Source organism: Streptomyces sp. NPDC058274, assembly GCF_042881375.1.
Taxonomy (GTDB): Bacteria; Actinomycetota; Actinomycetes; order Streptomycetales; family Streptomycetaceae; genus Streptomyces.
Map to the genome: position 1 here is coordinate 606,557 of NZ_JBHVXW010000001.1, position 22,150 is coordinate 628,706.

A 22,150-nucleotide genomic window follows, 5' to 3' on the forward strand; every position below is an offset into this window, starting at 1 on the left:
TCTCCTCGTGGGGCGTCTCACCCCCCATTGTGTCGCTCTGACGATTACACTGGTCCCGTGCCTCAACTACGCCTCGCCTTGAATCAGATCGACTCGACCGTCGGCGATCTCGCCGCGAACGCCGAGGCGATCCTCCGCTGGACCCGGCACTCCGCCGAGCAGGGAGCGCATCTGGTGGCGTTCCCCGAGATGGTGCTGACCGGGTATCCCGTCGAGGACCTGGCCCTCCGGTCGTCCTTCGTGGAGGCCTCCCGGGCGGCGCTGCGCGCGCTGGCCGCCCGGCTGGCCGACGAGGGCTTCGGAGAGCTGCCGGTGATCGTCGGCTACCTCGACCGGTCCGAGACCGCCCAGCCGAAGTACGGCCAGCCCGCCGGCGCCCCGCGGAACGCCGCCGCCGTGCTGCACGGGGGCGAGGTGGTCCTGACCTTCGCCAAGCACCACCTGCCGAACTACGGCGTGTTCGACGAGTTCCGGTACTTCGTGCCGGGCGACACCATGCCGGTCGTACGGGTGCGCGGGGTCGATGTGGCCCTCGCCATCTGCGAGGACCTCTGGCAGGACGGCGGCCGCGTGCCGGCCGCCCGCTCCGCCGGCGCCGGTCTGCTGATCTCCGTCAACGCCTCGCCGTACGAGCGCGACAAGGACGACACCCGGCTGGAGCTGGTCCGCAAGCGGGCCCAGGAGGCCGGGTGCACCACCGCGTATCTCGCCATGATCGGCGGCCAGGACGAGCTCGTCTTCGACGGCGACTCGATCGTGGTCGACCGGGACGGTGAAGTCGTCGCGCGGGCACCGCAGTTCGAGGAGGGGTGCGTCGTACTGGACCTGGAGCTGCCGGCCGCGGCCGCCGAGCCGGTGGTCGGGGTCGTCGACGACGGGCTGCGGATCGACCGGCTGGTGATCTCCGAGGAGCCGCTGCCCGCGTACGAGCCGGAACTGACCGGTGGGTACGCGGAGCGCCTCGAGGACGACGAGGAGGTCTACTCCGCGCTGGTGGTCGGGTTGCGGGCGTACGTGGCGAAGAACGGGTTCCGGTCCGTGCTGATCGGGCTGTCGGGCGGGATCGACTCGGCGCTGGTGGCCACGATCGCGTGCGACGCGCTCGGCGCGCGGAACGTGTACGGGGTGTCGATGCCCTCCAAGTACTCGTCCGACCACTCCAAGGAGGACGCGGCGGAGCTGGCCCGGCGTACCGGGCTGAACTTCCGGACCGTGCCGATCGAGCCGATGTTCGACGCGTACATGGGGTCGCTGGGGCTGACGGGGCTGGCCGAGGAGAACCTCCAGTCGCGGCTGCGGGGGACGACGCTGATGGCCCTCTCCAACCAGGAGGGGCACATCGTGCTGGCGCCGGGAAACAAGTCCGAGCTGGCGGTGGGGTATTCGACGCTGTACGGCGACTCGGTGGGCGCGTACGGGCCCATCAAGGACGTGTACAAGACGTCGGTGTTCCGGCTGGCCGAGTGGCGCAACCGGGCGGCGGCGGAGCGGGGGCAGACTCCGCCCATCCCGGAGAACTCCCTCACCAAGCCGCCGAGCGCGGAGCTGCGGCCCGGGCAGGTCGACACGGATTCGCTGCCGGACTATCCCGTGCTGGACGGGATTCTCGAGCGGTATGTCGACCGGGACGAGGGGGCCGACACGATCGTCGCGGCGGGGTTCGAGCGGGGGCTGGTCGTCAAGACGCTGCGGATGGTCGATACGGCGGAGTACAAGCGGCGCCAGTACCCGCCGGGTACGAAGATCTCCGCCAAGGGCTTCGGCAAGGACCGCCGCCTGCCGATCACCAACCAGTGGCGAGAGGACGCGGACGCCTGACCGGCGGGGGGTCTGGCGGGGGCGTTTCGCTGGCATGGGCGCCTTAGGCGGGGGGCGCTTTGTGCCGGTGGGGGTGGCTCGCCTGGCGCGGGGCGGTGGGTGGTCGCCTGGCGCGGGGCGGTGGGTCGGGTCCGTGCCGGTACATCCGCCCGTCGCCCTACCGGCTGTGCTGTCTGCTGGGGGCGCTCGGTTGCCCGTCCTGCCGCATGGCGACGGGCATGTGATGTACCGGCACGGCCCCTTCGGTGCGTGGGCGACTGCGGGTAGGTGGGGGTCGCGGGCGGGGGCAGCCGGCCGGACGGTCATAGCTGCGGGGCAGCGAGCCCCCCGGGGCCGGCAGAGCCGCTGTAGCTGCGGGCATGCGTGCCGCTAGGGGCGATGGGGGTCCCCCCCCGGTCGAGCGGAGTCGAGAGTGGGGGAGGGTGGGCGCAGCGGCACCCCGCTAGCGCCGGGCTCGCCGACCCACCCCCACGCCCGCACCAGCGAAGGGTGCCCATGCAGGTACGGGGCCGGGAGCATCCAGTCCCGGCACCCCCTAGGTGCCGGGACTGGGACTTCCCGGGCGGCACCCTTAGGTGCCGAGGACCTAGCCCACCCGGGCGGCACCCCCAAGGTGCCGAGGACCGAGCCCACCCGGGCGGCACCCCCAGGTGCCGGGGAGAAGCGCACCCGGGCGGGCGGCCCGGGGTCAGTGGTGGGCGGGTTCCTGGGGGTGGGGGACGTGGGTGGCGATGAGGCGGCCCGGGGTGGCCGTGAGGCCGGCGGCGCGGCGCCGGTCGACGACGTACGCCGTACCGGCCACGGCGATGCCGAGAACGGCGAGCACCGCACCGGCGACGGCCGGAGACGTCGCCCCGAAGCCCGCCGCGAGGGCGAGCCCCCCGATCCACGCACCCCCGGCGTTCGCGAGATTGAACGCGGCCTGGTTGGCGGAGGACGCCAGCGACGGAGCCGCGGCGGCCTTCTCCATGACCATCAGCTGCAGCGGAGACCCCGTGATGAACGCGGCCATGCCGAGCAGGGTGACCCCGACGGCCGCGCTCCACTGCGCGGTCATGAGGACCGGGAAGAGCGCGAGGACCACGACCAGGGACACGAGGCCGCCGAAGAGCGTGCCCCGGAGGGAGTGGTCGGCGAGGCGGCCGCCCAGCAGGTTGCCCGCCGTCGCGCCCACGCCGAACAGGGCGAGGAGCAGGGTGACGCTGCCGTCGGCGTACCCGGCCGCGTCCGTGAGCATGGGCGTGATGTAGCTGTACGCGGAGAACAGCGCGCCGAAGCCCGCGACGGTGGTGCCCAGGGCCAGCCAGACGGGAAGGGACCGCAGGGCGGCCAGCTCACCGCGCAGACCGCCGGCCGGCGCGTGCGTGTGGTCGTGCGGGATGAGCAGCGCGAGCGCGGCTATGGCGGCCACGCCGATCGCGCTGACGCCGAGGAACGTGGCACGCCACCCCAGGTGCTGGCCCATGAGCGTGGCGACGGGCACCCCCGCGATGTTGGCCACGGTCAGCCCGAGGAACATCAGCGAGACGGAACGGGCCTTGCGCTCGGGGGCCACCAGGTTGGTGGCGACGACGGCGCCGACGCCGAAGAACGCGCCGTGCGGCAGTCCGCTCAGGAAGCGGGCGGCCAGCAGCCAGTGGTAGTCGGGCGCGAACGCCGAGAGCGCGTTGCCGAGCACGAACAGGCCCATCAGCGCGATCAGGACCTTGCGGCGGGAGAGCCGGGCCGTGACCGCTGCCAGGAGCGGCGCGCCGATGACGACACCGAGCGCGTACGCCGAGACGAGATGCCCGGCGACGGGGATCGAGACGTGCAGGTCGTCCGCGACGTCGGGCAGCAGTCCCATCATCACGAACTCGGTGGTACCGATGCCGAAGGCGCCCACGGCAAGGGCGAGCAGGGCCAGGGGCATGAGGGGCCTTTCAGACGAGCGTGGGCGTGCGGGATCCCGGAGGGACGCATCCGCACACAGGGCCGCGCCCGTGCACACCGATGTACACGGGACGCGTAAGTTCAGGGGGGAAACAAAGTCTCTCAGGCCCAGTATTCCCCGAGGTTAAGAACCGGTTGCGTCGACCTTCACGCGGGCGGCGACCGGGAGGTGGTCACTGCCGGTCCGGGGAAGCGTCCACGAGCTCACCGGCTCGATGCCCTTGACCATGATCTGGTCGATCCGGGCCATCGGGAACGACGCGGGCCAGCTGAAGCCGAAGCCGCTGCCGGCCGCACCCTGGGTGGAGCGCATCTGCGCGGTGACGGCGTTCAGCGCGCGGTCGTTCATCGTGCCGTTCAGGTCGCCCAGCAGGACGACCTTCCGCAGGGACTCGTGCGCGATCGCCTCGCCCAGCGCGTCGGCGCTCTTGTCGCGCTCGCGGGCCGTGAAGCCGGCCTCCAGCTTCACCCGTACCGAGGGCATGTGGGCGACGTACACGGCGATGGAGCCGGCCGGTGTGTCCACCGTCGCGCGCATCGCACGCGTCCAGCCCAGCTTGATGTCCACGGGCTGGGCACCGGTCAGCGGGTACTTGCTCCACAGCCCGACGGTGCCCTGCACCGAGTGGTACCGGTACGTCGACGTCAGCGCCTTCTCGTAGACCGGGACCGCCGAGGCCGTCAGCTCTTCGAGGGCCACCACGTCCGCGCCGGAGGCGGCCACGTCACGGGCGGTGCCGGACGGGTCCGGGTTGTCGGCGTTGACGTTGTGCGTGGCGACGGTCAGGTCACCGCCCGAGCCGGTCTTGTCCGAGAGCAGTCCGCCGAAGACGTTCAGCCAGACGATCGCGGGCAGCAGCACGGCGATCAGCGCGGTCACCGACTTCCGGACCAGCGCGAGGACCAGCAGCACCGGGACGGCGACGCCGAGCCAGGGCAGGAACGTCTCCGTGAGGCTGCCGAGGTTGCCGATGGTGTTGGGGATCTGCGCGTGCAGCAGCATCACCAGGGCGAGGAGCAGCGCGACCGCGGCGAGGATCAGGCCGCGGCGCCAGATGCCACGATCGCCCCGCCACCCGTCCAGCAGGCGTCGAAGCCGGGATCCTCGGCGCTCGGGCCCCGAGCCTCCGCTGCCCGTCTCCGTCATATACGCCTGCGCCATACCGTCGCCTCACAACTTGCCGTGCACACCGTCTGTCCCGCGCCTACGACCCTAGGGGATGATCGGTGCCCTTCCTGCCGCCGTATGAACGGCCGTACGGGCACGAGGACGAGCAACTCGGTGTCCGGAGTTCCGGATATGGGCCCCGACCCCGTGCTCTGTGACGAAACACGCACATGCGGGCCCATGATTGCCCGATGAACTACCGCGCGGGTCACGGCACTACGGCGTGGTCGGCCGCAGGCCCTCCAGGACCGTGTCGACGATCCGTTCCGCGAGGTCCTCGGGGAGGTCGGCGGCGGGGCGCATGATGGAGCGCAGGAGCATGGGTCCGACGAAGAGGTCGTTGAGGAGTTCGACGTCGACGTCGTCGCGGAGTTCACCGTTGCGCTGTCCGCGGCGCAGGACCCCGAAGACGATACGGCGCCTCGGCTCGATGACGGTCTCGTGGTACTCGGTCCAGATTTTCGGACTGCTCTTCATCTGGGCGAACACGTTGTGCAGGATCGCCGACGAGCGGTTGATCAGGCCGCGTTGGCGCAGCGATTCCAGGAGGACGACGAGGTCGTCGCGCATCGAGGTGCCGGGGAGTTCCGGTTCCGGAGGTTCGGCGGCCCGCAGGACGTCGACGAACAGCTCCTCCTTGCCGCGCCAGCGGCGGTAGATGGTCGCCTTGCCGACACCCGCCGTGCGGGCGATCCGCTCGATGGAGACCTCCCCGAGGGGCACGCCCTCCTCCAGAAGCTTCATCGCGCCCTCGATGATCGAGCGTTCCACGGCCTCGCTGCGGGGGCGGCCCCGGGAGTGGCCCTCTTGCCTGCCACGGCTGTCCGCGAGGCTCACGTCGACTCCGTTCCTTCGGTGCACTGGGGTGATTCTCCCTGGTACGCGGTCCGAGGGTGCCCGGCGCCCGGGTCGCCGTCGGAGGTGACGGCGAACCCGGCGCCTGCGCGGGCGGCGCCTTCGGCTGCGTACGCCTGCGTGCCCTGTCCGTTGTGGCGGCTAGTGCTCGGCCGTCGCCAACTCCGGCTCCTGCTTGCCCTCCTGGGAAGCCGCGGGACGGCCCGGCAGGAACACGGCGACCACCACCGCGCCGACGAGCGCGACACCCGCGCCGCACAGCGCCGTCACGTGCATGGCGTGCAGGAAGGCGTCGTTGGCGGGGTCGATGAGGGCCTTGCCCTGGGGGCCGAGCTTGGCGGCGACGCCGAGGGTGGCCTCGATGGACTCGCCCGCGGTGTGCCGCAGACCGGGCGGCAGCAGGGAGAGCTTGTCCTCGATGCCGTTGCGGTAGGCGGTGGACAGCACGGAGCCGAGGACCGCGATGCCGAGGGCGCCGCCGACCTGGCGGAAGGTGTTGCTGAGCGCGGAGGCGGAGCCCGCCTTCTCACGCGGCAGCGCCTGCATGATGACCACGCTGGTCGGGGTCATGATGTGCGCCATGCCGGTGCCCATGAAGAAGAAAATGACCTCGAGGAGCCAGATCGGCGTGTCGGCGTCCAGCGTGGCGAACGCGGCCAGCATCGCGGCCAACATCAGCAGACCCGCCGTGCAGGTGGCCTTGTTGCCGAAGCGGTCGACGACGAGGCGGGCGCGCGGCGCGAAGATGATCTGGGCGGCGGCCAGCGGCAGCATCAGCAGACCGGTCTGCAGCGGCGAGTAGCCGCGCACGCTCTGGGTGTAGAAGACGGAGAAGAACGTCACGCCCATCAGCGCGAAGAAGACGAGCGCGATGGCGGAGATGGCGGCCGAGAAGACCTTGTTCTTGAAGTACGTGACGTCGATGGACGGGTGGTCGCTGCGCTTCTCGTACACGACGAACGCGACGAGTACGGCGAGGCCGCCCAGGATGCTCGCGAGGACGGCCGCGTCGGTGAAGTCGGCCAGCTGGCCGCCCTTGATGATGCCGTAGACGAGCAGCACGAGACCGACGACCGACAGGACGACGCCGACCGGGTCTACGCGACCGGGATTCGGGTCGCGGGAGTCGGGGACCAGCCAGACCATCAGGGCGATCGCGACGATCACGATCGGCACGTTGATCAGGAAGACCGAGCCCCACCAGAAGTGGTCGAGGAGCACGCCGCCGGTGATCGGGCCGATCGCGATGGCGAGGCCGACGCCGCCGGCCCAGATGCCGATGGCCTTGGGCTGCTCGTCGCGCTCGAAGACGTTCATCAGGACGGCGAGGGTGGCGGGCATCACGAAGGCGGCACCGAAGCCCATCATCGCGCGGAACACGATGAGCTGGACCGGCGAGCCGGACTCCGCGGCCAGCGCCGAACCTATGCCGAACACGACGAGACCGGCGAGCAGTACCTTCTTGCGGCCGAGCCGGTCGCCGAGCAGGCCCGCGGTGAAGAGCAGGCCGGCGAAGACGAGCGTGTAGGCGTTGATGGCCCACTCCAGCTCGCCCTGCGTGGCGCCGAGGCCGGTGGGCGCGGGGGTCGAGATGGTCTTGATCGCGACGTTCAGGATCGAGTTGTCGAGTACGACGATCAGCAGGCTGAGCATGAGCACGCCGAGGATGAGCCAGCGGCGCCGATGCACCGCTTCGGGCACACGCCGTTCTGCGGAGGGAGCGGAGGTTGTCATGACCGCCATCCTAACGATTTCCGATACGGCACCGTCTCGTATCGTAAATGCTTTACGGAGAACTTACACAGAGACCTAGGTCTGGACGGAAGAGGACCTAGGTCTGCGTGCTGAGGACCCTTGGCGGGCGGGGTGGACCGCGAGGCGGGTCAGACTGTCTGCAGGGTGGTGCGCAGGCGGTACCGTTCGCCGCTGTACTCGACGACGGAGAGCAGCACCGGCCGCCGGTCCCTGTCGTGAATGGCCTGGTCGAGCACCAGGACCGGTGAGCCCGGCTCGATCTCCAGGTGTCCGGCCAGCTCGCCGTCCGCCGTACGGGCCTCGATGGTGGCCTCGGAGCGGTCCAGCTCGACACCGCGACGGCGCAGTTCCTCGAAGAGCGAGGCCGAGGTGAAGTCGACCTCGTCCTCGTCCAGGCCGGCGACGAGTTCCGCGACGACGAGGGTGCGGTCGACGGCGATACGGACGTCGTTGAGCAGCCGCACCCGGTCGAGACCGAACAGCTCGGTGCCGGCCGGTACGTCGAGCCGCTCGGCCTCGTCGAGCGTGGCGGGGCGCCTGACCTGCCGGAGCACGAGGGAGGCCGGCGTCATCCGCTTACGGCGGGCGGTGGCGGTGAACGACTCCAGGTCATTGGGCCAGTCACGCGAGGAGGCGGTGGTGGAGGGCGCGGGGGCGGTGGCGACGAACCAGCCGCGGCCGTGCGTCGCGGTGAGGATGCCCTGGTCGACGAGGTGCCCCAGGGCCTTGCGCAGGGTGACGCGGGAGATCTCCAGCCGGGCGCAGAGATCCCGCTCGGAGGGCAGCTTGTCGCCTTCCGCCAGACCCCGCCGCTCGATGTCGGCGCGGATGACGTCCGCGGCCTGGCGCCAGAGCGGGTCCGACCCACTGGTGCGGTGGGGCGCACGGGGCGGGTGGGCGTCGGCGTCGTCGCGCATGTACTGCTCCTCGGTGCGTGCGATGGATACCCAATAGAATACCACCGCGTACCACTTGAGTCGGGCGATGCCTCCTGCAGCCACCCTGCCAGTACGGGGCCGCACGAATAGCCGACCGCTCGTGAATAGACCACTGCATATGAGTATTGACCAATCAAATACCACTGCTTACCTTGATGGTCGGTGGAGGACCACCGGAGGTCTCTCAGGCACGGAGGAAGACGGATGAGCAGCGGCACGGCAACGGCGCCTGCCCCCAGGGCGAAGGCACCCCGCAGGAAGCAGGGCAGCGGCGTGATGGCCGTCATGCAGCGCATCGGCCGCAGCTTGATGCTGCCGGTCGCCACGCTGCCGGCGGCCGCCCTGATGACCCGCCTCGGCGGTACGGATCTGCTCGGCCGGGAGAACTTCCCCGAGATCGTCCGCAAGCTGGGCATGGTCCTCGCCGCCGGCGGCGAGACGGTCTTCACCTATCTGCCGCTGCTCTTCGCCGTGGGCGTGGCCATCGGCTTCGCCAAGAAGGCCGACGGCTCCACGGCGCTGGCCGCCGTCGTCGGCTATCTAGTCTTCAAGGCGGTCCTCGCCAGCGCCGCCTTCCCCAAGGGCGCCGACGGACAGCCGCTGGACGCCAAGGTGCTCGGCGGCATCGTCATGGGCCTGGTCACCGCGCTGCTCTACCAGCGCTTCAGCCGCACCAGACTTCCCGAATGGCTGGGTTTCTTCGGCGGCCGCCGGCTCGTCCCGATCCTGAGTGCCTTCGCGGGCGTCGGCATGGGCATCGTCTTCGGCGTGATCTGGCCGACCGTGGGCAGCTGGTTCTTCCACTTCGGCCAGTGGCTGGTCGGCACCGGCGCCTGGGGCGCGGGCATCTTCGGTGTGGTGGTGCGCGCCCTGATCCCGATCGGGATGCACCACTTCTTCTCGTTCTTCCCGTGGTTCGAGGCCGGTTCGTACACCAATCCGGCCACCGGCACCGAGGTGCACGGCGACATCGCGCGTTTCCTGGCGGGCGACCCGAGCGCCGGGCAGTTCATGACCGGCGGCTTCCCGATCTACATGTTCGCGCTGCCCGCGGCGGCCCTGGCGATCGCGCACACCGCACGCCCCGAGAACCGCAAGATGATCAAGGGCATGATGATCTCGGTCGCGCTCACCTCGTTCGTGACCGGCGTGACCGAGCCGATCGAGTTCAGCTTCATGTTCGTGGCGCCGGTCCTGTACGCGATCCACGCGCTGCTCTTCGGCGTCTCGATGGCCGTCTGCTACGCCCTCGGCATCCGCGACGGCTTCGGCTTCTCGTCCGGCGCCATCGACTACGTCGTCAACTTCGGCATCGCCACCAAGCCCTGGCTGCTCATTCCGATAGGCCTGGCCTTCGCGGCCGTCTACTACGTGATCTTCCGCTTCGCGATCGTCCGGTTCAACCTCCCGACGCCGGGCCGCGAACCGGTCGCCGAGGACACCGGGCCGGCTCCCACGGACACCGAAGGCTCCCCGGCCAAGGCCTGACCAGCACGGCCGGCCCCTTCACCGCCCACTCCCGCCCCCCGCGCCGGGGCGCACGAAAGGAACCTCCCACCATGTCCGCGACCCGCATCACCTTCCTGGCGGGACAGACCGAGCAGCCGCAGGCGCTCGCTCGCGTCGTCGCCCACGTCCGCGACCAGCTCTCCGGCTCCGCCGCCGAACGGCTGCGGAAGGCACGGCGCCCCCTCTTCACCGGCATCGGCGCCTCCTTCGCGGCCCTCGCCGTACCCGTCACCGCCCTGCGCGAGCACGGGGTCGTCACCCAGCGCGTCCTCGCCGACGAGATCGAGCACGGCACCCGCGGCTTCGACACCGATCTGCTGGTCGGTGTGTCCCAGGGCGGCCGCAGCTCGGAGACGCTCGCGGCCTTCAAGGCGGCCCAGGAGCAGACGCTGCCGACGGCGGCGGTCCTCAACGTGCCGCAGTCGCCGCTCGGTGACCTCGCCGGCCTGACCGTGGACCTCGGCAACGAACCCGACTCGTACGCATCCACCACCGGCTTCACCGCGACCGTCGTGGCCCTCGACCTGATCGCCGGCGCGATCAGCGGCCGCGACGACTCCGAGGGCACCTGGGGGCGTATCACCGAGCAGACCACGGCCGTGCGCGCCGAAGCCGCCCGGGTGATCGGCACCGTGCGGGCCCGGGCGGCGCGCTGCGTTGCCGCGGACGCCGTCGCCTCGGGTGCCTCACGGGCCTCCGCCGAGGAGGCGGCCCTGCTGCTGCGCGAGGTCGTACGGATGCCCGCCACCGCGTCCGCGACCCGCAGCTATCTGCACGGCGAGATGGAGTCCGCGGGCAACACCCTGCATCTCGTCCTCGGCGACGACCGGGAGATCTCCCTCGCCCGGTCGCTGTCCGGAGCGGGGCATCTCACCCTGCTCGTGACCACCCGTGACGTCGCGGCCGGCGAGCACCTCGCCGTGGTCCGGCTGCCCGGGACGGCGCCCGCGGCCCGGGTCGTACTGGAGACCGTCGTCGTACAGGAGCTGGTGGCCACGCTGAGCGGGGAGCGGAACATCCCCATCGAGTCGTTCGTCTTCGCCAACGACGACACCAAGGAGGGCGGTGTGGACCCGTCGGACTTCGCGCTCGCCTCCCCCGACCTGGGCCGGAACGGCTGACGGCGGACGTGAGGAACGACCGCCGGGCCCGGTCTGGTCTTGCACGCCACGAGGTGCCACCATGGAGGTGATCCGGGGACGCCGTCAGGGCGCCTCGAGATGACATAAGGAGCCGTTGCGATGACGCAGCTCTCGGCTGCCCCGAAGCCGGGCCAGGACTCTGGCCGGAAGTCCGACAGCAGCAATGCGCTGTACGGCGGCAAGGGCACACGCCGCATCACCGTGCGTGACATCACCGCCGCCAAGGAGCGCGGCGAGAAGTGGCCCATGCTCACCGCGTACGACGCGATGACCGCGTCCGTCTTCGACGAGGCCGGTATCCCGGTCATGCTCGTCGGCGACTCGGCGGGCAACTGCCACCTGGGGTACGAGACGACGGTTCCCGTCACCCTCGACGAGATGACCATGCTGTCGGCCGCGGTCGTCCGGGGCACCAGCCGGGCCCTGATCGTCGGCGACCTGCCCTTCGGTTCGTACCAGGAGGGCCCGGTCCAGGCCCTGCGCTCGGCCACCCGGCTGGTCAAGGAGGCCGGGGTGGGCGCGGTGAAGCTGGAGGGCGGCGAGCGGTCGCATCGCCAGATCGAGCTGCTGGTGGAGTCCGGCATCCCGGTCATGGCGCACATCGGCCTGACCCCGCAGTCCGTGAACTCCATGGGCTACCGCGTGCAGGGCCGCGGCGAGGAGGCCGCGCAGCAGCTGCTGCGGGACGCCAAGGCGGTGCAGGACGCGGGGGCGTTCGCCGTGGTGCTCGAGCTGGTTCCGGCGGAGCTGGCCGCGGAGGTGACGCGGATTCTGCACATTCCGACGGTCGGTATCGGCGCGGGTGCCGAGACCGACGCGCAGGTGCTCGTCTGGACCGACATGCTCGGTCTCACGGGGGGCAAGATGCCGCGCTTCGTGAAGCAGTACGCCGATCTGCGTCAGGTCATGGGCGACGCGGCGCGGGCGTTTGCGGACGACGTGGTCGGCGGAACGTTCCCTCTGGAGGAGCACTCCGTCCACTGAGTCCCGCGTCCAGCTGAGGCCTGCGTCCACCGAGGCCGTGCGTCCAGCTGAGGCCCTGCGTCCAGCTGTCCGGCGCCCGTGAGGGTGCCGCGTTCACTGAGCCACTGTGGCACCAAGCAGCCCCGCCGATCTTCCCCCGTCGGTGGGGCTGTGCCGTTTCCTGACCGGGGGTCAAACGGGTTCCTGTAGTACGGGTTCCCGACCGGGGGTAGTACGGGTTCCTGACCGCGGGTAGGACGGGTTCCTGACCGCGGGTAGGACGGGGTTTCTTCGCCCCCTCCGCCCCTGCCCGTCCCGTACCTGGGGGCTGCGCCCCCAGACCCCCCTTGTCGCGCTGCGCGCTCGTCCTCAAACGCCGGACGGGCTGAAAATCTCCAGCACCGTACGGGCTGAGGATCTCCGGCACCGTACGGGCTGAAAATCTCCCGCACCATACGGGCTGACACCGTGCTGTCGGTGATATGTCGGGGGTCCCGCGCGGCTGTCGGGGAGCTGTCGGTGGTTTGTCGGTGGGGGCTGACAGCTTGTGGACATGACGCGAATCGACAAGAACCCCGGCGGCGCCCGGAGCGCCGTCACCGTGAGGGGACTGGTCAAGCACTACGGCGAGACCAAGGCGCTGGACGGCGTCGACCTGGACGTGCACGAGGGCACCGTGCTCGGCGTGCTGGGTCCCAACGGCGCCGGCAAGACCACCCTCGTCCGTGTGCTGTCCACTCTCATCACCCCCGACTCCGGCCAGGCGACGGTGGCCGGCTACGACGTCCTCACGCAGCCCCGTCAACTGCGCCGCGTGATAGGGCTCACCGGCCAGTACGCCAGCGTGGACGAGAAGCTCCCCGGCTGGGAGAACCTGTACATGATCGGCCGGCTGCTGGACCTGTCCCGCAAGGACGCCCGCCGACGGGCCGACGAGCTCCTGGAGCGTTTCTCCCTCACCGACGCGGCCAAGCGCCCGGCGGCGACGTACTCCGGCGGTATGCGCCGCCGGCTCGACCTCGCCGCCTCGATGATCGGCAGCCCGGCCGTGCTGTACCTGGACGAGCCGACGACCGGCCTGGACCCCCGCACCCGCAACGAGGTGTGGCGGGAGGTCAAGCGCATGGTCGCCGAAGGCGCCACCGTGCTGCTCACCACCCAGTACATGGAGGAGGCCGAGCAGCTGGCCTCCGAGCTGACGGTCATCGACCGCGGCAAGGTCATCGCCAGCGGCCGGATCGACGAGCTGAAGGCGAAGGTCGGCGGCCGCACCCTGCGCGTCCGCCCGGTGGACCCGCTGGAGCTGCGCCCGCTGGCCGCCATGCTCGACGAGCTGGGCCTCACCGGCCTCGCCACCTCCACCGTGGACACCGGGACGAGCACCGTGCTGGTCCCGATCCTGAGCGACGAGCAGCTCACCGCGGTCGTCGGCGCGGTCACCGCGCGCGGCATCACGATCGGCTCGATCAGCACCGAACTGCCCAGTCTGGACGAGGTGTTCCTGTCCCTCACCGGCCACAAGGCCAGTGCCCCGCAGGACAGCACCCCGGCCCGCGCCTACGAGGAGGTCTCCGTATGACCACCGCCGCCATCGATGTCCCCCTCGCCGCGAAGGACGAGGGCCGTATCAGCCCCCGCGCGCACGCGCGCCACATCGGCGCCCTGGTCCGCCGCAACCTGCTGTGGATCCGGCAGGACCCGGAGTCGATGTTCGACGCGGTCCTGATGCCGATCGTCTTCACCCTGCTGTTCGTGTACGTCTTCGGCGGCTCCATCGGGCAGTCGCTCGGCGGCGGCCAGGACCAGTACGTGCAGTACGTGGTGCCGGGTCTGATGGCGATGATGGGCATGAACATCGCCACGGCCGTCGGCACCGGCTTCAACCAGGACTTCCAGACCGGTGTGATGGACCGCTTCCGCACCCTGCCGATCGGCCAGGGCTCGGTGCTCTTCGCCAAGATCGTGGTCGAGCTGATGCGGATGCTCGTCGCGACGACGATCCTCATGATCGTCGGCGTGCTGGTCGGCTTCGACATCACCAACTGGCCGGGCCTGTTCGCCGCCGTGGGGCTCGCGGTCCTCTTCGGCTCGGCCCTGATGTGGATCTTCCTGGTCCTCGGGGTGACGATGAAGAACGCCCAGTCCGTGCAGGCCATGGGCTTCCTGGTGCTGATGCCGCTGCAGTTCGGTTCGTCGATCTTCTCGCCGCCCCGGACCATGCCGGGCTGGCTGCAGGCCTTCACCGACTACAACCCGCTCTCCTCCCTCGCCGACACCGCCCGCGGTCTGATGGTGGGCGGCCCGGTCGCGCACGACCTGTGGGTGACCCTCGGCTGGACGGCGGTGATCACGGCGGTGATGGCACCGGTGGCGATCCACAAGTTCCGTACCAAGAGCTGACGTTGCACCCCGGCAGTGCCCGGTCCGCGTCAGATGAGGGCGGTGGCCTCCTCCAGGGAGAGGCCGCCGCCCTCGGCGTACGCGGCCTCGTACGTCGCGTCGTCGAGGAGCGCCCGCACACCCGCCTCGGCCTGCCCGCGCACCTCCTCCTCCATCGGGCCCGCGAAGTGCCCTGGCGGCAGCAGGTGGTCGGCGGCACCGAGGAGCCGGGCCGCGTCCCGGGCGCGCCGGCCGCCGTCCAGACCGGTGAGAGCGACGGCTGCGGTGGCCAGATGGGCGGAGGCCATGTGCGGCGCGATCATCTTCGACAGCGGATCCACGGCCCGCTCCATCGCCGAACGCACCTTCGCCCGGGCGCTCGCGTACTGCCCGTCGACCGCGTCCAGCCAGGCCTCCACACCGAGCACGAATCCGTCGAAGACCACGAAGCTGACGGCTTCGAAGTCCGCGCGCAGCAGGCTCATCTGCTCGCGTGCCTCCGCGATGCGGTCGGTGCGGCCGAGCCACATCGCGAGGAAGAGACGGGAGGCGGGCATCGCCTCGTTGACGGCGCCGTGTCCCTCGGCGAGCACGTCCCGCAGCATCCGCTCGCCCCGCTCGGGCTCGCCGGACTCGATCAGGACGCTGCCGAGACGGGCACTGAGCACCGCCGTCTGGGTGTGGGCGCCGAGCTGTTCGGCGTAGGAGATGGCCTTCAGGTAGTCCGCGGCGGCGAGTGTGTACGCGCCCCGGCGCTCGTGGGCCTCGCCGCGCGCGGAGAGCGCCTCGGCGGCGCCCCAGGCGTCTCCGATCCGGCCGAAGATCTCCAGCGCCTCCTCGGCGTCGCGGGTCGCGTCACCCGCCCAGTCGGAGCGGTTGGCGAGTATGTTGGCGCGCATCTGGAGGGAGACGGCGAGTTCCCAGTCGTAGCCCAGTTCCCGGCAGGTGACGACCGTCGTGTCGATGACCCAGCGCATCCGCTCCATGTCACCGGTCAGCATGACGGCGTAGAACCACAGGTAGCCGGGGATGCGGCAGGTCTGCGGCAGGCCGGGCCGGTAGGCGTCGCTGATGGCGCGCAGCTTCCGCTCGGCCTCGGGGGACTGCCAGGTGGTCAAGTCCATGTCCATACAGGACAGATGGATGAGATGGATCCCGCGCCGGGCCTCTTCGAGGACCTCCGGGCGCATCGGCGGCGGGGCGGCCGTGCAGCTTTCGTACAGCGGCTCGATGGGTAGCACGGGCGGGGCGAAGGGGTCGGGGCCGAGCGTCATGACCTCACTGGCCCAGGTGCGGGTCTCGATGCGCTGGTCGCGGGTCTGCCAGTACCAGGCCAGGGAGAGGACGAGGCACAGCGCCTCCTGTTCGTCCCGCTCGGCGATGGCGTGCCGCAGGGCGGTGCGGAGGTTCTCGTACTCGCGCTGGAGCCGTTCGAGCGCGGCGAGCTGGCCGGGGCCGCGCAGTTCGGGGTCGGTGGTGCGGGCGAGTTCGCGGTAGTACGTGAGGTGCGCGCGCTCGGCCGCGGGGCGGCCGCCGGATGCGTCGAGGCGCTCGCCCGCGTACTCGGCGACGGTCTCCAGGAGCCGGTAGCGCATCCCCCCGTCCGTCGAAGGGGCGGCCACCACAAGGGACTTGTCGACGAGCGAACCGAGCCCCTCCAGCGCGGCGGGGCCGCAGACGGCCTCCGCGGCGGCGAGATCGCACCCGCCCGCGAAGACGGACAGCCGCCCCAGCACCTCGCGTTCGTCCTCGTCGAGCAGTTCCCAGGACCAGTCGACGACGGCCCGCAGGGTCTGCTGCCGCGGCAGGACCGTACGGCTGCCGGAGGTCAGCAGCCGGAAGCGGTCGTCGAGCCGGTCGGCGATCTGACGCGGGGTGAGCATCCGCAGCCGGGCGGCGGCGAGTTCGATGGCGAGCGGCAGCCCGTCGAGCCGCCGGCAGATCTCGGCCGCGGCCTCGGGGTCGTCCTCGGTCCGGAACCCCGGCCGGGCCGCGGCGCCGCGGTCGGCGAGCAGCCGCATGGCGACGGGCTCGGGCAGCGGCTCCACGGGACGCAGCAACTCCCCCGGTACGCCGAGGGGTTCGCGGCTGGTGGCCAGTACGGTCAGTTCGGGGCACCGCTCCAGCAGATGCTCGACGAGCCGGGCGGCGGCGTCCACGACGTGCTCGCAGTTGTCCAGGATGAGCAGCATGCGGCGCTTGGCGCAGTACTCGGCGAGCCGGGCGAGGGGGTCGTCGTGCCGGTCGGCCGCGGCCCGCAGCTCCTCGGCACCGGCGCCGCGCAGCACGGTCTCCCGGGCGCCCACCGCGGTGAGGACGGCCTCGGGCACAGCCTCCGGATCGTCGACCGGCGCCAGTTCGGCCAGCCACACCCCGTCCCGCGCGGCGTACGCCACGGCCTCGGCGGCCTCCTGCGACAGCCGCGTCTTCCCGGCCCCGCCGGGCCCGAGCAGGGTCACGAGCCGGGCGGCCGCGAGATCCTCGCGGATGGTGGCGATGTCGGCTTCCCGGCCGACGAAGGAGGTGAGACGGGCGCGGAGGTTGCCGGCCGGCTGGAGGGCGGGGCGGACCCGCGGAGCCGCGTCCGCGCCGCCCGGCACCTCGGAGGCGGCGCCCCTCGTGGCGTGCTGAGCGGCGTACTGAGCGGGTCCGGCGCCGTCCGGCGACACGTGACCGTCGGCCGGGTCACGCCCGTCGGCCATGGCATGCCGTGCTGCCGGGCCGGTGCGCTCGCCGGTACGGGGCTGTCCGGCCGGGGACGGATACGGCGGCTGTCCGGCCGGCGGCTGTCCGGCCGGGGACGGATACGGCGGCTGTCCGACCGGAGGCTGTCCGGCCGGGGACGGATACGGCGGCGGGCTCGATGCCGACGGGACGGCCGGGGCGGCGGGCGCCCCGGACACGCGCTGATCCCGTCCCTGAGCACCGCGGCCCGCACCACCTGACCCGGGACCGGCGGCCGGCGGAGCGCCGCCGCCCCCGCGGGAGCCGGGAGCCGGCGGCCGCACCGCTGCCGGGCTCAGCAACTCCCCGTGCAGCGACCGCAGTTCGGGCCCGGGGTCCGAACCAAGACGGTCGGCCAGCAGCCGGCGTACGGACTCATAGCCGGCGAGGGCCTCGGCGGTGCGGCCGGCGTCACGGAGGGCGCGCAGCCGGAGAACCTGCAGGGGCTCGTCCAGGGGGTGGAGGTCGCACAGGGCGGTGAGCTCGGGCAGCGCCTGTTCGGCGTGGCCGAGGGCGAGAGCGGCGGTGAGGCGGGCCCGGCGTACGTCCAGACGCCTGGTCTCCCAGCGGGCCGACTCGGCGGTGCGGTCGGGGAGGTCGGCGAGCGCCGGACCGTGCCACAGGGCGAGGGCGTCGTCGAGGACCACGGCCGCCTTGGCGGCGTCGCCGTCGGACAGCGCACGTGTGCCCTCGCCGGCCAGCCGCTCGAAGCGGTGCAGGTCGACGTCGTCCGGGGCGGCGGCGAGGCGGTAGCCGCCCGCCGCGGAGTCCACCGCGTCCGGGCCGAGCGCCCTGCGCAGCCGTCCGATCAGCGCCTGGAGCGCGCCGGTCGCGTCGGCGGGCGGGTCGCCGTCCCACACCTCGTCGACGAGCTGGGCCGCGGGCACGGTCCGCGAGGCCCGCAGGGCGAGCACGGTCAGCAGGGCGCGCAGCCGCGCCCCGCCCAGCGGGACGGGGGTGCCGTCGGGGCGGAGTGCCTGAGTGGTGCCGAGGATGCGGTAGCGCACGGGGTCCATTGTCTCCGGCGTCATCCCGTCCTCGTCAGCATGTGCCGCCGCCCCCATGTTCATACCCCCACCTTCCCCGGAACTCGGAGAGGATCGCGAGACGTTTTCGGATTGCGCCCGGTACGGTCGGGCAGGCCGACCGGCCCGACGAACAGTTCATCACCAGCCCAGGGAGCCCCATGACCACCGCCGCGTCCCGTCGCAGCGACCGGAGGATCAGTCCCGTCTTTCTCGGGATCCTGGCCGTCACGGCGGTCACCGCGTGGGCGACCTGGACCGGCTTCGCCGAGCAGCCCGGCATCGCCGTGTTCCTGTTCGTGACGGCCGCCTGGATCGTCTCCCTGTGCCTGCACGAGTACGCGCACGCACGCACCGCCCTGCACAGCGGCGACATCTCGATCGGCGCAAAAGGGTACTTGACGCTCAATCCGCTCGCCTACACGCATGCACTCCTGAGCATCGTCCTCCCGGTGATCTTCGTGATCATGGGCGGGATCGGCCTGCCGGGCGGCGCGGTCTTCATCGAGCGGAACCGCATCCAGGGCCGCTGGAAGCACAGCCTGATCTCGGCGGCCGGCCCGCTCACGAACGTCCTGTTCGCGGTGGTGTGCACGGCCCCGTTCTGGCTGCACGCGCTGGACGGCGTGCCCCAGGACTTCCAGTACGCGCTGGCCTTCCTGGCCCTGCTCCAGGTCACGGCCGCGATCCTGAACTTCCTGCCGGTACCGGGCCTGGACGGGTACGGGGTGATCGAGCCCTGGCTGTCGTACACCATCCGGCGGCAGGTGGAGCCGTTCGCGCCGTTCGGCCTGCTGGCCGTGTTCGCGGTCCTGTGGATCCCGTCGGTGAACGGGGTCTTCTTCGACGCGATCTACGGAATCCTGAACAGCCTGGGGATCGACGACGTACACCGCTACTGCGGCCAGGAGCTCTACCGCTTCTGGCAGGGCACGAACGAGTTCTGCTCCGTCAGCCGGTGACAGAACCGGACCCTTGGCCGGCCCGGGCACGCCGGGCGTAGTACCAGGTCATGTTGGACGACAGCCCGGCCAGCAGTACCCACACGATCCCCAGCAGGCTGCCCTGGACGAAGGAGACCACGGCCGCGGCCACGGACATCAGACAGACGATCAGGGCATACAGGGCGAGGCGGGGCATGGGGGTCGGCTCCTGACGGGACGGTCGGACGAGGTGGTACCAGGTCGTACCCGGAGGTGGGACGAGGTCGTACGGCCCCCAGTGTCCCCCATGCTCGCGCCGGGTCCGCGCCGCGGTGTGCGCCCGGCGCCCCGGCCGGGTCCGGGCCCGGTCGGGGCGCCGGCCCGTACGCCCCACGTCCGTACGCCCGTACGCCCGTACGCCCGTACGCCGATCACACGTCAAACGTCACACGTCCGTCAGCCGCAGCCCCGCGTGGGCCTTGTAGCGGCGGTTGACGGAGATCAGGTTGGCGACCAGGGACTCGACCTGGTGGGCGTTGCGCAGGCGGCCGGAGAAGATGCCGCGCATGCCCGGGATGCGTCCGGCGAGGGCCTGCACGATCTCGACGTCCGCGCGCTCCTCGCCGAGGACCATCACATCGGTGTCGATCTCGTCGACCTCCGGGTCCTGGAGCAGCACCGCGGAGAGGTGGTGGAAGGCGGCGGTGACCCGCGAGCCGGGCAGCAGGGCGGCGGCCTGCTCGGCGGCGCTGCCCTCCTCGGGCTTGAGGGCGTAGGCGCCCTTCTTGTCGAAGCCGAGCGGGTTGACGCAATCGACGACGAGCTTGCCGGCCAGTTCCTCGCGCAGGGACTCCAGCGTCTTGCCGTGTCCGTCCCACGGCACGGCCACGATCACGATGTCGCTGCGCCGCGCGCACTCGGCGTTGTCCGCGCCCTCGACGCCGTGCCCGAGCTCCTCGGCGGCGCTCCGCGCGCGGTCCGCGGCGCGCGAGCCGATGATCACCTGCTGGCCGGCCTTGGCGAGGCGGTAGGCGAGGCCCTTGCCCTGGGGGCCGGTGCCGCCGAGGACGCCGACGACGAGAGCGGAGACGTCGGGAAGGTCCCACGGGTCCTTGGCGGGGGCCTTTTGTGCGCCGGCGGCGGAGGACTGGTCAGTAGAGGTCATGGGCCGACTTTACGTGCGCGGATCCCGCGGGCGCGGGTCAGGTGAGCGTGCTCACGGGGATCCGGCGGAAGGTGATCGTCTCGTACGCGCCGAAGTCGCCCGTCTCGTAGAGGAGTCCGACGGTCGCCGGGTCGGCGCGGACCAGGTCCGAGTACGCGGCGGGCAGTCCGTCGACCGTGTGGACGGGCCGCCAGGTGGTGCCGCCGTCGGCGGAGGCGCGGACCGTCATCAGGGCCCGGAAGGCGGGGTCCGCGGGTCCCGCGTACAGCAGCAGGTCGGGGTCGCGGAGCTGGAGGAGGCTGCCCTGGACGACGGGGGTGACGAGTCCGGCCTGCGGGCGGAAGGGCTTCTCCAGGGTTCTGCCGCCGTCGCGGGAGTGGGCGTCGGCCCGGTTGCCGGGGGACGGCGAGTCGTTGCGGGTGTTGAAGTAGACCCGGCCGTCGGGGAGTTCGGCCGCCGTGGTCTCGTTCACGTTCACATAGCCGTTGGTGTTCTCGTCGAGGTAGCCGAGGGTCCAGGTCGCGCCGCGGTCGTCGCTGAGCAGGCAGTGCCCGCTGTTGTACTTCGCCTCGGTGCCGTTGTCCGTGCCGGTGGGCGGGACGGTGTGGTTGCCGGGGACGACGACCCGGCCGGTGCTGAGCTGGATGCCGTGCCCGGGCGTGGTGGCGTACCACCGCCAGGCCGCCTTCTTCACCTGCCCGGTGATCTCCTTCGGGCCGGACCAGGTCATTCCGTCGTCGTCGCTGTGCTGCACCCAGACGCGGCGCCCGTCGGCGGCCTTCACCTTGCCGCGCAGCAGGGCGTCCTCGGTCGCCGTGGCCGCGCTGCGGACGTGGACGAGGAGGACCCGGCCGGTGTCGAGGACGACGGGGGCCGGGTTGCCCGCGAGGTTGTCCCCGTTGCCGGCGACGGTCTGGAGGGGGCCCCAGGTGCGGCCGCCGTCGCCGGACCGCTTCAGCACGATGTCGATGTTCCCGTGGTCCTGCGCGGAGCCGACTCGACCCTCGCAGAAGGCGAGCAGGGTACCGGTCGCGGTGGCGACGACCGCGGGGATCCGGAAGCTCGCGTAGCCCTCGCGGCCGGCACGGAAGGGGATGCTTGCCTCGGTCATGGGCGGGCTCCTCGGTCGGAACTGGGGTGTGGCCTTCGATCGGTGCCCCTTGCCCATCTTGGGCGAATTCGTGGTGAACTCCGCCTGACGAACGGCCGGTTGCGGCAGGATGCCTTCCATGGACGCCGTACGGGTCGCATTGCTGCGCGAAGTGCTCGCCGGGACCGAGTGGCTCGGGGCCACGCGCCGCTTCGCGGGGGCCCTGCGGGGGTCCGTGGTGTCGTACGGCGGCGGGCTGCTGCTGGTGGGGACGGCCGACTACGAGCCGTGGCACCTGGCGGCGCATCTGGTGGACGAGGCCGCCTGGTCGGGGACACCGGAGCTGTCGCCGACGCTGGTGCGGCACGGGGCGCGGGCCTCGGATCCGGCCCATCTGGCCGTGGGTCTCGGCCGTATCGAGGCGGCGCGGCGCGGTGAGACCCTGCTCGTGGTGTCGCCGGCCGCGCCCGGGGCGCCGCTCCTGGAGCGGGTCCACGACGCCCGGCAGGCCGGCGCGACGGTCCTCGCCCTCGACGCGGGCGACCGTGAACTCCAGGCGCTGGCCCATGAGTCCCTCGCCGTGCCGCCCGGTCCCGACCTCGACCTCGACACGGTCCAGCACCTGGTCAGCGCGGCGGCCGGCGAGAACTCGCTGCCAGCTCCCCGGGGTCGGCGGCGCCTTCGCGACCGGCTGTCCCGGCTCGCCGACCAGCTGACGTCGCCGCCGCCGGCGCGGTGGTAGGCCGGGCTCCGGCGGTTTTCCG

General features: G+C 71.7%; 17 protein-coding genes. 8 read left to right on the top strand and 9 right to left on the bottom strand.

From position 1 onward, the window contains the following. Window positions 1-57 precede the first annotated feature (57 nt). Window positions 58-1,818: an NAD+ synthase gene (locus ACFVYF_RS02720; RefSeq protein ID WP_389449675.1), complete on the top strand. Its 1,761-nt coding sequence runs from the start codon at window positions 58-60 to the stop codon at window positions 1,816-1,818. 688 nt (window positions 1,819-2,506) lie between these two features. On the opposite strand, the gene ACFVYF_RS02725 is transcribed toward ACFVYF_RS02720, so the two are convergent. The 5 genes from ACFVYF_RS02725 to ACFVYF_RS02745 form a co-directional block, all read right to left on the bottom strand. Continuing rightward, on the bottom strand, window positions 2,507-3,730 hold the full coding sequence (locus ACFVYF_RS02725) for an MFS transporter (RefSeq protein WP_389449677.1): 1,224 nt from the start codon (window positions 3,728-3,730) through the stop codon (window positions 2,507-2,509). 144 nt (window positions 3,731-3,874) lie between these two features. Further along, complete coding sequence (locus tag ACFVYF_RS02730) at window positions 3,875-4,912, bottom strand: endonuclease/exonuclease/phosphatase family protein (protein ID WP_389449680.1); 1,038 nt, start codon at window positions 4,910-4,912, stop codon at window positions 3,875-3,877. A gap of 222 nt (window positions 4,913-5,134) precedes the next feature. Next, window positions 5,135-5,755, bottom strand: coding sequence for a TetR/AcrR family transcriptional regulator (locus ACFVYF_RS02735; protein ID WP_389449683.1), 621 nt, complete (start codon window positions 5,753-5,755; stop codon window positions 5,135-5,137). Between the two features lie 159 nt (window positions 5,756-5,914). Further along, window positions 5,915-7,507: an MFS transporter gene (locus ACFVYF_RS02740; protein ID WP_389449685.1), complete on the bottom strand. Its 1,593-nt coding sequence runs from the start codon at window positions 7,505-7,507 to the stop codon at window positions 5,915-5,917. 149 nt (window positions 7,508-7,656) lie between these two features. Then, a complete protein-coding gene (locus ACFVYF_RS02745) occupies window positions 7,657-8,445 on the bottom strand; it encodes a GntR family transcriptional regulator (RefSeq protein WP_389449688.1) in 789 nt (262 codons plus the stop codon). A 225-nt stretch (window positions 8,446-8,670) separates the two neighbouring features. On the opposite strand from ACFVYF_RS02745, the gene ACFVYF_RS02750 reads away from it, so the two are divergent. From ACFVYF_RS02750 to ACFVYF_RS02770, 5 genes are all read left to right on the top strand, one after another. After that, on the top strand, window positions 8,671-9,954 hold the full coding sequence (locus ACFVYF_RS02750; RefSeq protein WP_389449691.1) for a PTS transporter subunit EIIC: 1,284 nt from the start codon (window positions 8,671-8,673) through the stop codon (window positions 9,952-9,954). Window positions 9,955-10,025: 71 nt separating this feature from the next. Next, window positions 10,026-11,096: an SIS domain-containing protein gene (locus ACFVYF_RS02755; protein ID WP_389449694.1), complete on the top strand. Its 1,071-nt coding sequence runs from the start codon at window positions 10,026-10,028 to the stop codon at window positions 11,094-11,096. Between the two features lie 120 nt (window positions 11,097-11,216). Further along, window positions 11,217-12,101, top strand: coding sequence for a 3-methyl-2-oxobutanoate hydroxymethyltransferase (gene panB / locus ACFVYF_RS02760; protein WP_389449697.1), 885 nt, complete (start codon window positions 11,217-11,219; stop codon window positions 12,099-12,101). 532 nt (window positions 12,102-12,633) lie between these two features. Further along, on the top strand, window positions 12,634-13,659 hold the full coding sequence (locus tag ACFVYF_RS02765) for an ATP-binding cassette domain-containing protein (RefSeq protein ID WP_389449699.1): 1,026 nt from the start codon (window positions 12,634-12,636) through the stop codon (window positions 13,657-13,659). Continuing rightward, on the top strand, window positions 13,656-14,480 hold the full coding sequence (locus ACFVYF_RS02770; protein ID WP_389449703.1) for an ABC transporter permease: 825 nt from the start codon (window positions 13,656-13,658) through the stop codon (window positions 14,478-14,480). The genes ACFVYF_RS02765 and ACFVYF_RS02770 overlap by 4 nt, the downstream gene beginning before the upstream one ends. 29 nt (window positions 14,481-14,509) lie before the next feature. Here ACFVYF_RS02770 and ACFVYF_RS02775 read toward each other — a convergent pair whose 3' ends face one another. Beyond that, window positions 14,510-18,199 (bottom strand): BTAD domain-containing putative transcriptional regulator, encoded by a 3,690-nt coding sequence (locus tag ACFVYF_RS02775; RefSeq protein ID WP_389450623.1) that lies wholly within the window; start codon window positions 18,197-18,199, stop codon window positions 14,510-14,512. Between the two features lie 170 nt (window positions 18,200-18,369). On the opposite strand from ACFVYF_RS02775, the gene ACFVYF_RS02780 reads away from it, so the two are divergent. Further along, window positions 18,370-19,170: a site-2 protease family protein gene (locus tag ACFVYF_RS02780; protein WP_389449706.1), complete on the top strand. Its 801-nt coding sequence runs from the start codon at window positions 18,370-18,372 to the stop codon at window positions 19,168-19,170. Here the strand turns inward: ACFVYF_RS02780 and ACFVYF_RS02785 are convergent. The 3 genes from ACFVYF_RS02785 to ACFVYF_RS02795 all read right to left on the bottom strand — a co-directional run bounded on the left by ACFVYF_RS02785 (window position 19,160) and on the right by ACFVYF_RS02795 (window position 21,407). Beyond that, complete coding sequence (locus tag ACFVYF_RS02785; RefSeq protein WP_389449709.1) at window positions 19,160-19,348, bottom strand: hypothetical protein; 189 nt, start codon at window positions 19,346-19,348, stop codon at window positions 19,160-19,162. The two genes, ACFVYF_RS02780 and ACFVYF_RS02785, sit on opposite strands and share 11 nt — an antisense overlap. Before the next feature lie 228 nt (window positions 19,349-19,576). Next, window positions 19,577-20,296 (bottom strand): NADPH-dependent F420 reductase, encoded by a 720-nt coding sequence (gene npdG / locus ACFVYF_RS02790; RefSeq protein WP_389449712.1) that lies wholly within the window; start codon window positions 20,294-20,296, stop codon window positions 19,577-19,579. Window positions 20,297-20,333: 37 nt separating this feature from the next. After that, entirely contained in the window at window positions 20,334-21,407 is a 1,074-nt protein-coding gene (locus ACFVYF_RS02795) for an exo-alpha-sialidase (protein WP_389449715.1), read from the bottom strand. Window positions 21,408-21,525: 118 nt separating this feature from the next. Between ACFVYF_RS02795 and ACFVYF_RS02800 the strand changes: the two genes are divergently transcribed. Continuing rightward, window positions 21,526-22,128, top strand: coding sequence for a hypothetical protein (locus ACFVYF_RS02800; protein ID WP_389449718.1), 603 nt, complete (start codon window positions 21,526-21,528; stop codon window positions 22,126-22,128). The last annotated feature ends 22 nt before the right edge of the window (window positions 22,129-22,150 follow it).

Bases quoted from the DNA above. Each gene is read 5' to 3' on its own strand.
- ACFVYF_RS02800 (WP_389449718.1), top strand. From the start codon at position 21,526: ATGGACGCCGTACGGGTCGCATTGCTGCGCGAAGTGCTCGCCGGGACC.
- panB (WP_389449697.1), top strand. From the start codon at position 11,217: ATGACGCAGCTCTCGGCTGCCCCGAAGCCGGGCCAGGACTCTGGCCGG.
- ACFVYF_RS02765 (WP_389449699.1), top strand. From the start codon at position 12,634: ATGACGCGAATCGACAAGAACCCCGGCGGCGCCCGGAGCGCCGTCACC.
- ACFVYF_RS02750 (WP_389449691.1), top strand. From the start codon at position 8,671: ATGAGCAGCGGCACGGCAACGGCGCCTGCCCCCAGGGCGAAGGCACCC.
- ACFVYF_RS02795 (WP_389449715.1), bottom strand. From the start codon at position 21,407: ATGACCGAGGCAAGCATCCCCTTCCGTGCCGGCCGCGAGGGCTACGCG.
- ACFVYF_RS02785 (WP_389449709.1), bottom strand. From the start codon at position 19,348: ATGCCCCGCCTCGCCCTGTATGCCCTGATCGTCTGTCTGATGTCCGTG.
- ACFVYF_RS02755 (WP_389449694.1), top strand. From the start codon at position 10,026: ATGTCCGCGACCCGCATCACCTTCCTGGCGGGACAGACCGAGCAGCCG.
- ACFVYF_RS02745 (WP_389449688.1), bottom strand. From the start codon at position 8,445: ATGCGCGACGACGCCGACGCCCACCCGCCCCGTGCGCCCCACCGCACC.
- npdG (WP_389449712.1), bottom strand. From the start codon at position 20,296: ATGACCTCTACTGACCAGTCCTCCGCCGCCGGCGCACAAAAGGCCCCC.
- ACFVYF_RS02780 (WP_389449706.1), top strand. From the start codon at position 18,370: ATGACCACCGCCGCGTCCCGTCGCAGCGACCGGAGGATCAGTCCCGTC.
- ACFVYF_RS02740 (WP_389449685.1), bottom strand. From the start codon at position 7,507: ATGACAACCTCCGCTCCCTCCGCAGAACGGCGTGTGCCCGAAGCGGTG.
- ACFVYF_RS02730 (WP_389449680.1), bottom strand. From the start codon at position 4,912: ATGGCGCAGGCGTATATGACGGAGACGGGCAGCGGAGGCTCGGGGCCC.
- ACFVYF_RS02770 (WP_389449703.1), top strand. From the start codon at position 13,656: ATGACCACCGCCGCCATCGATGTCCCCCTCGCCGCGAAGGACGAGGGC.
- ACFVYF_RS02775 (WP_389450623.1), bottom strand. From the start codon at position 18,199: ATGGACCCCGTGCGCTACCGCATCCTCGGCACCACTCAGGCACTCCGC.
- ACFVYF_RS02725 (WP_389449677.1), bottom strand. From the start codon at position 3,730: ATGCCCCTGGCCCTGCTCGCCCTTGCCGTGGGCGCCTTCGGCATCGGT.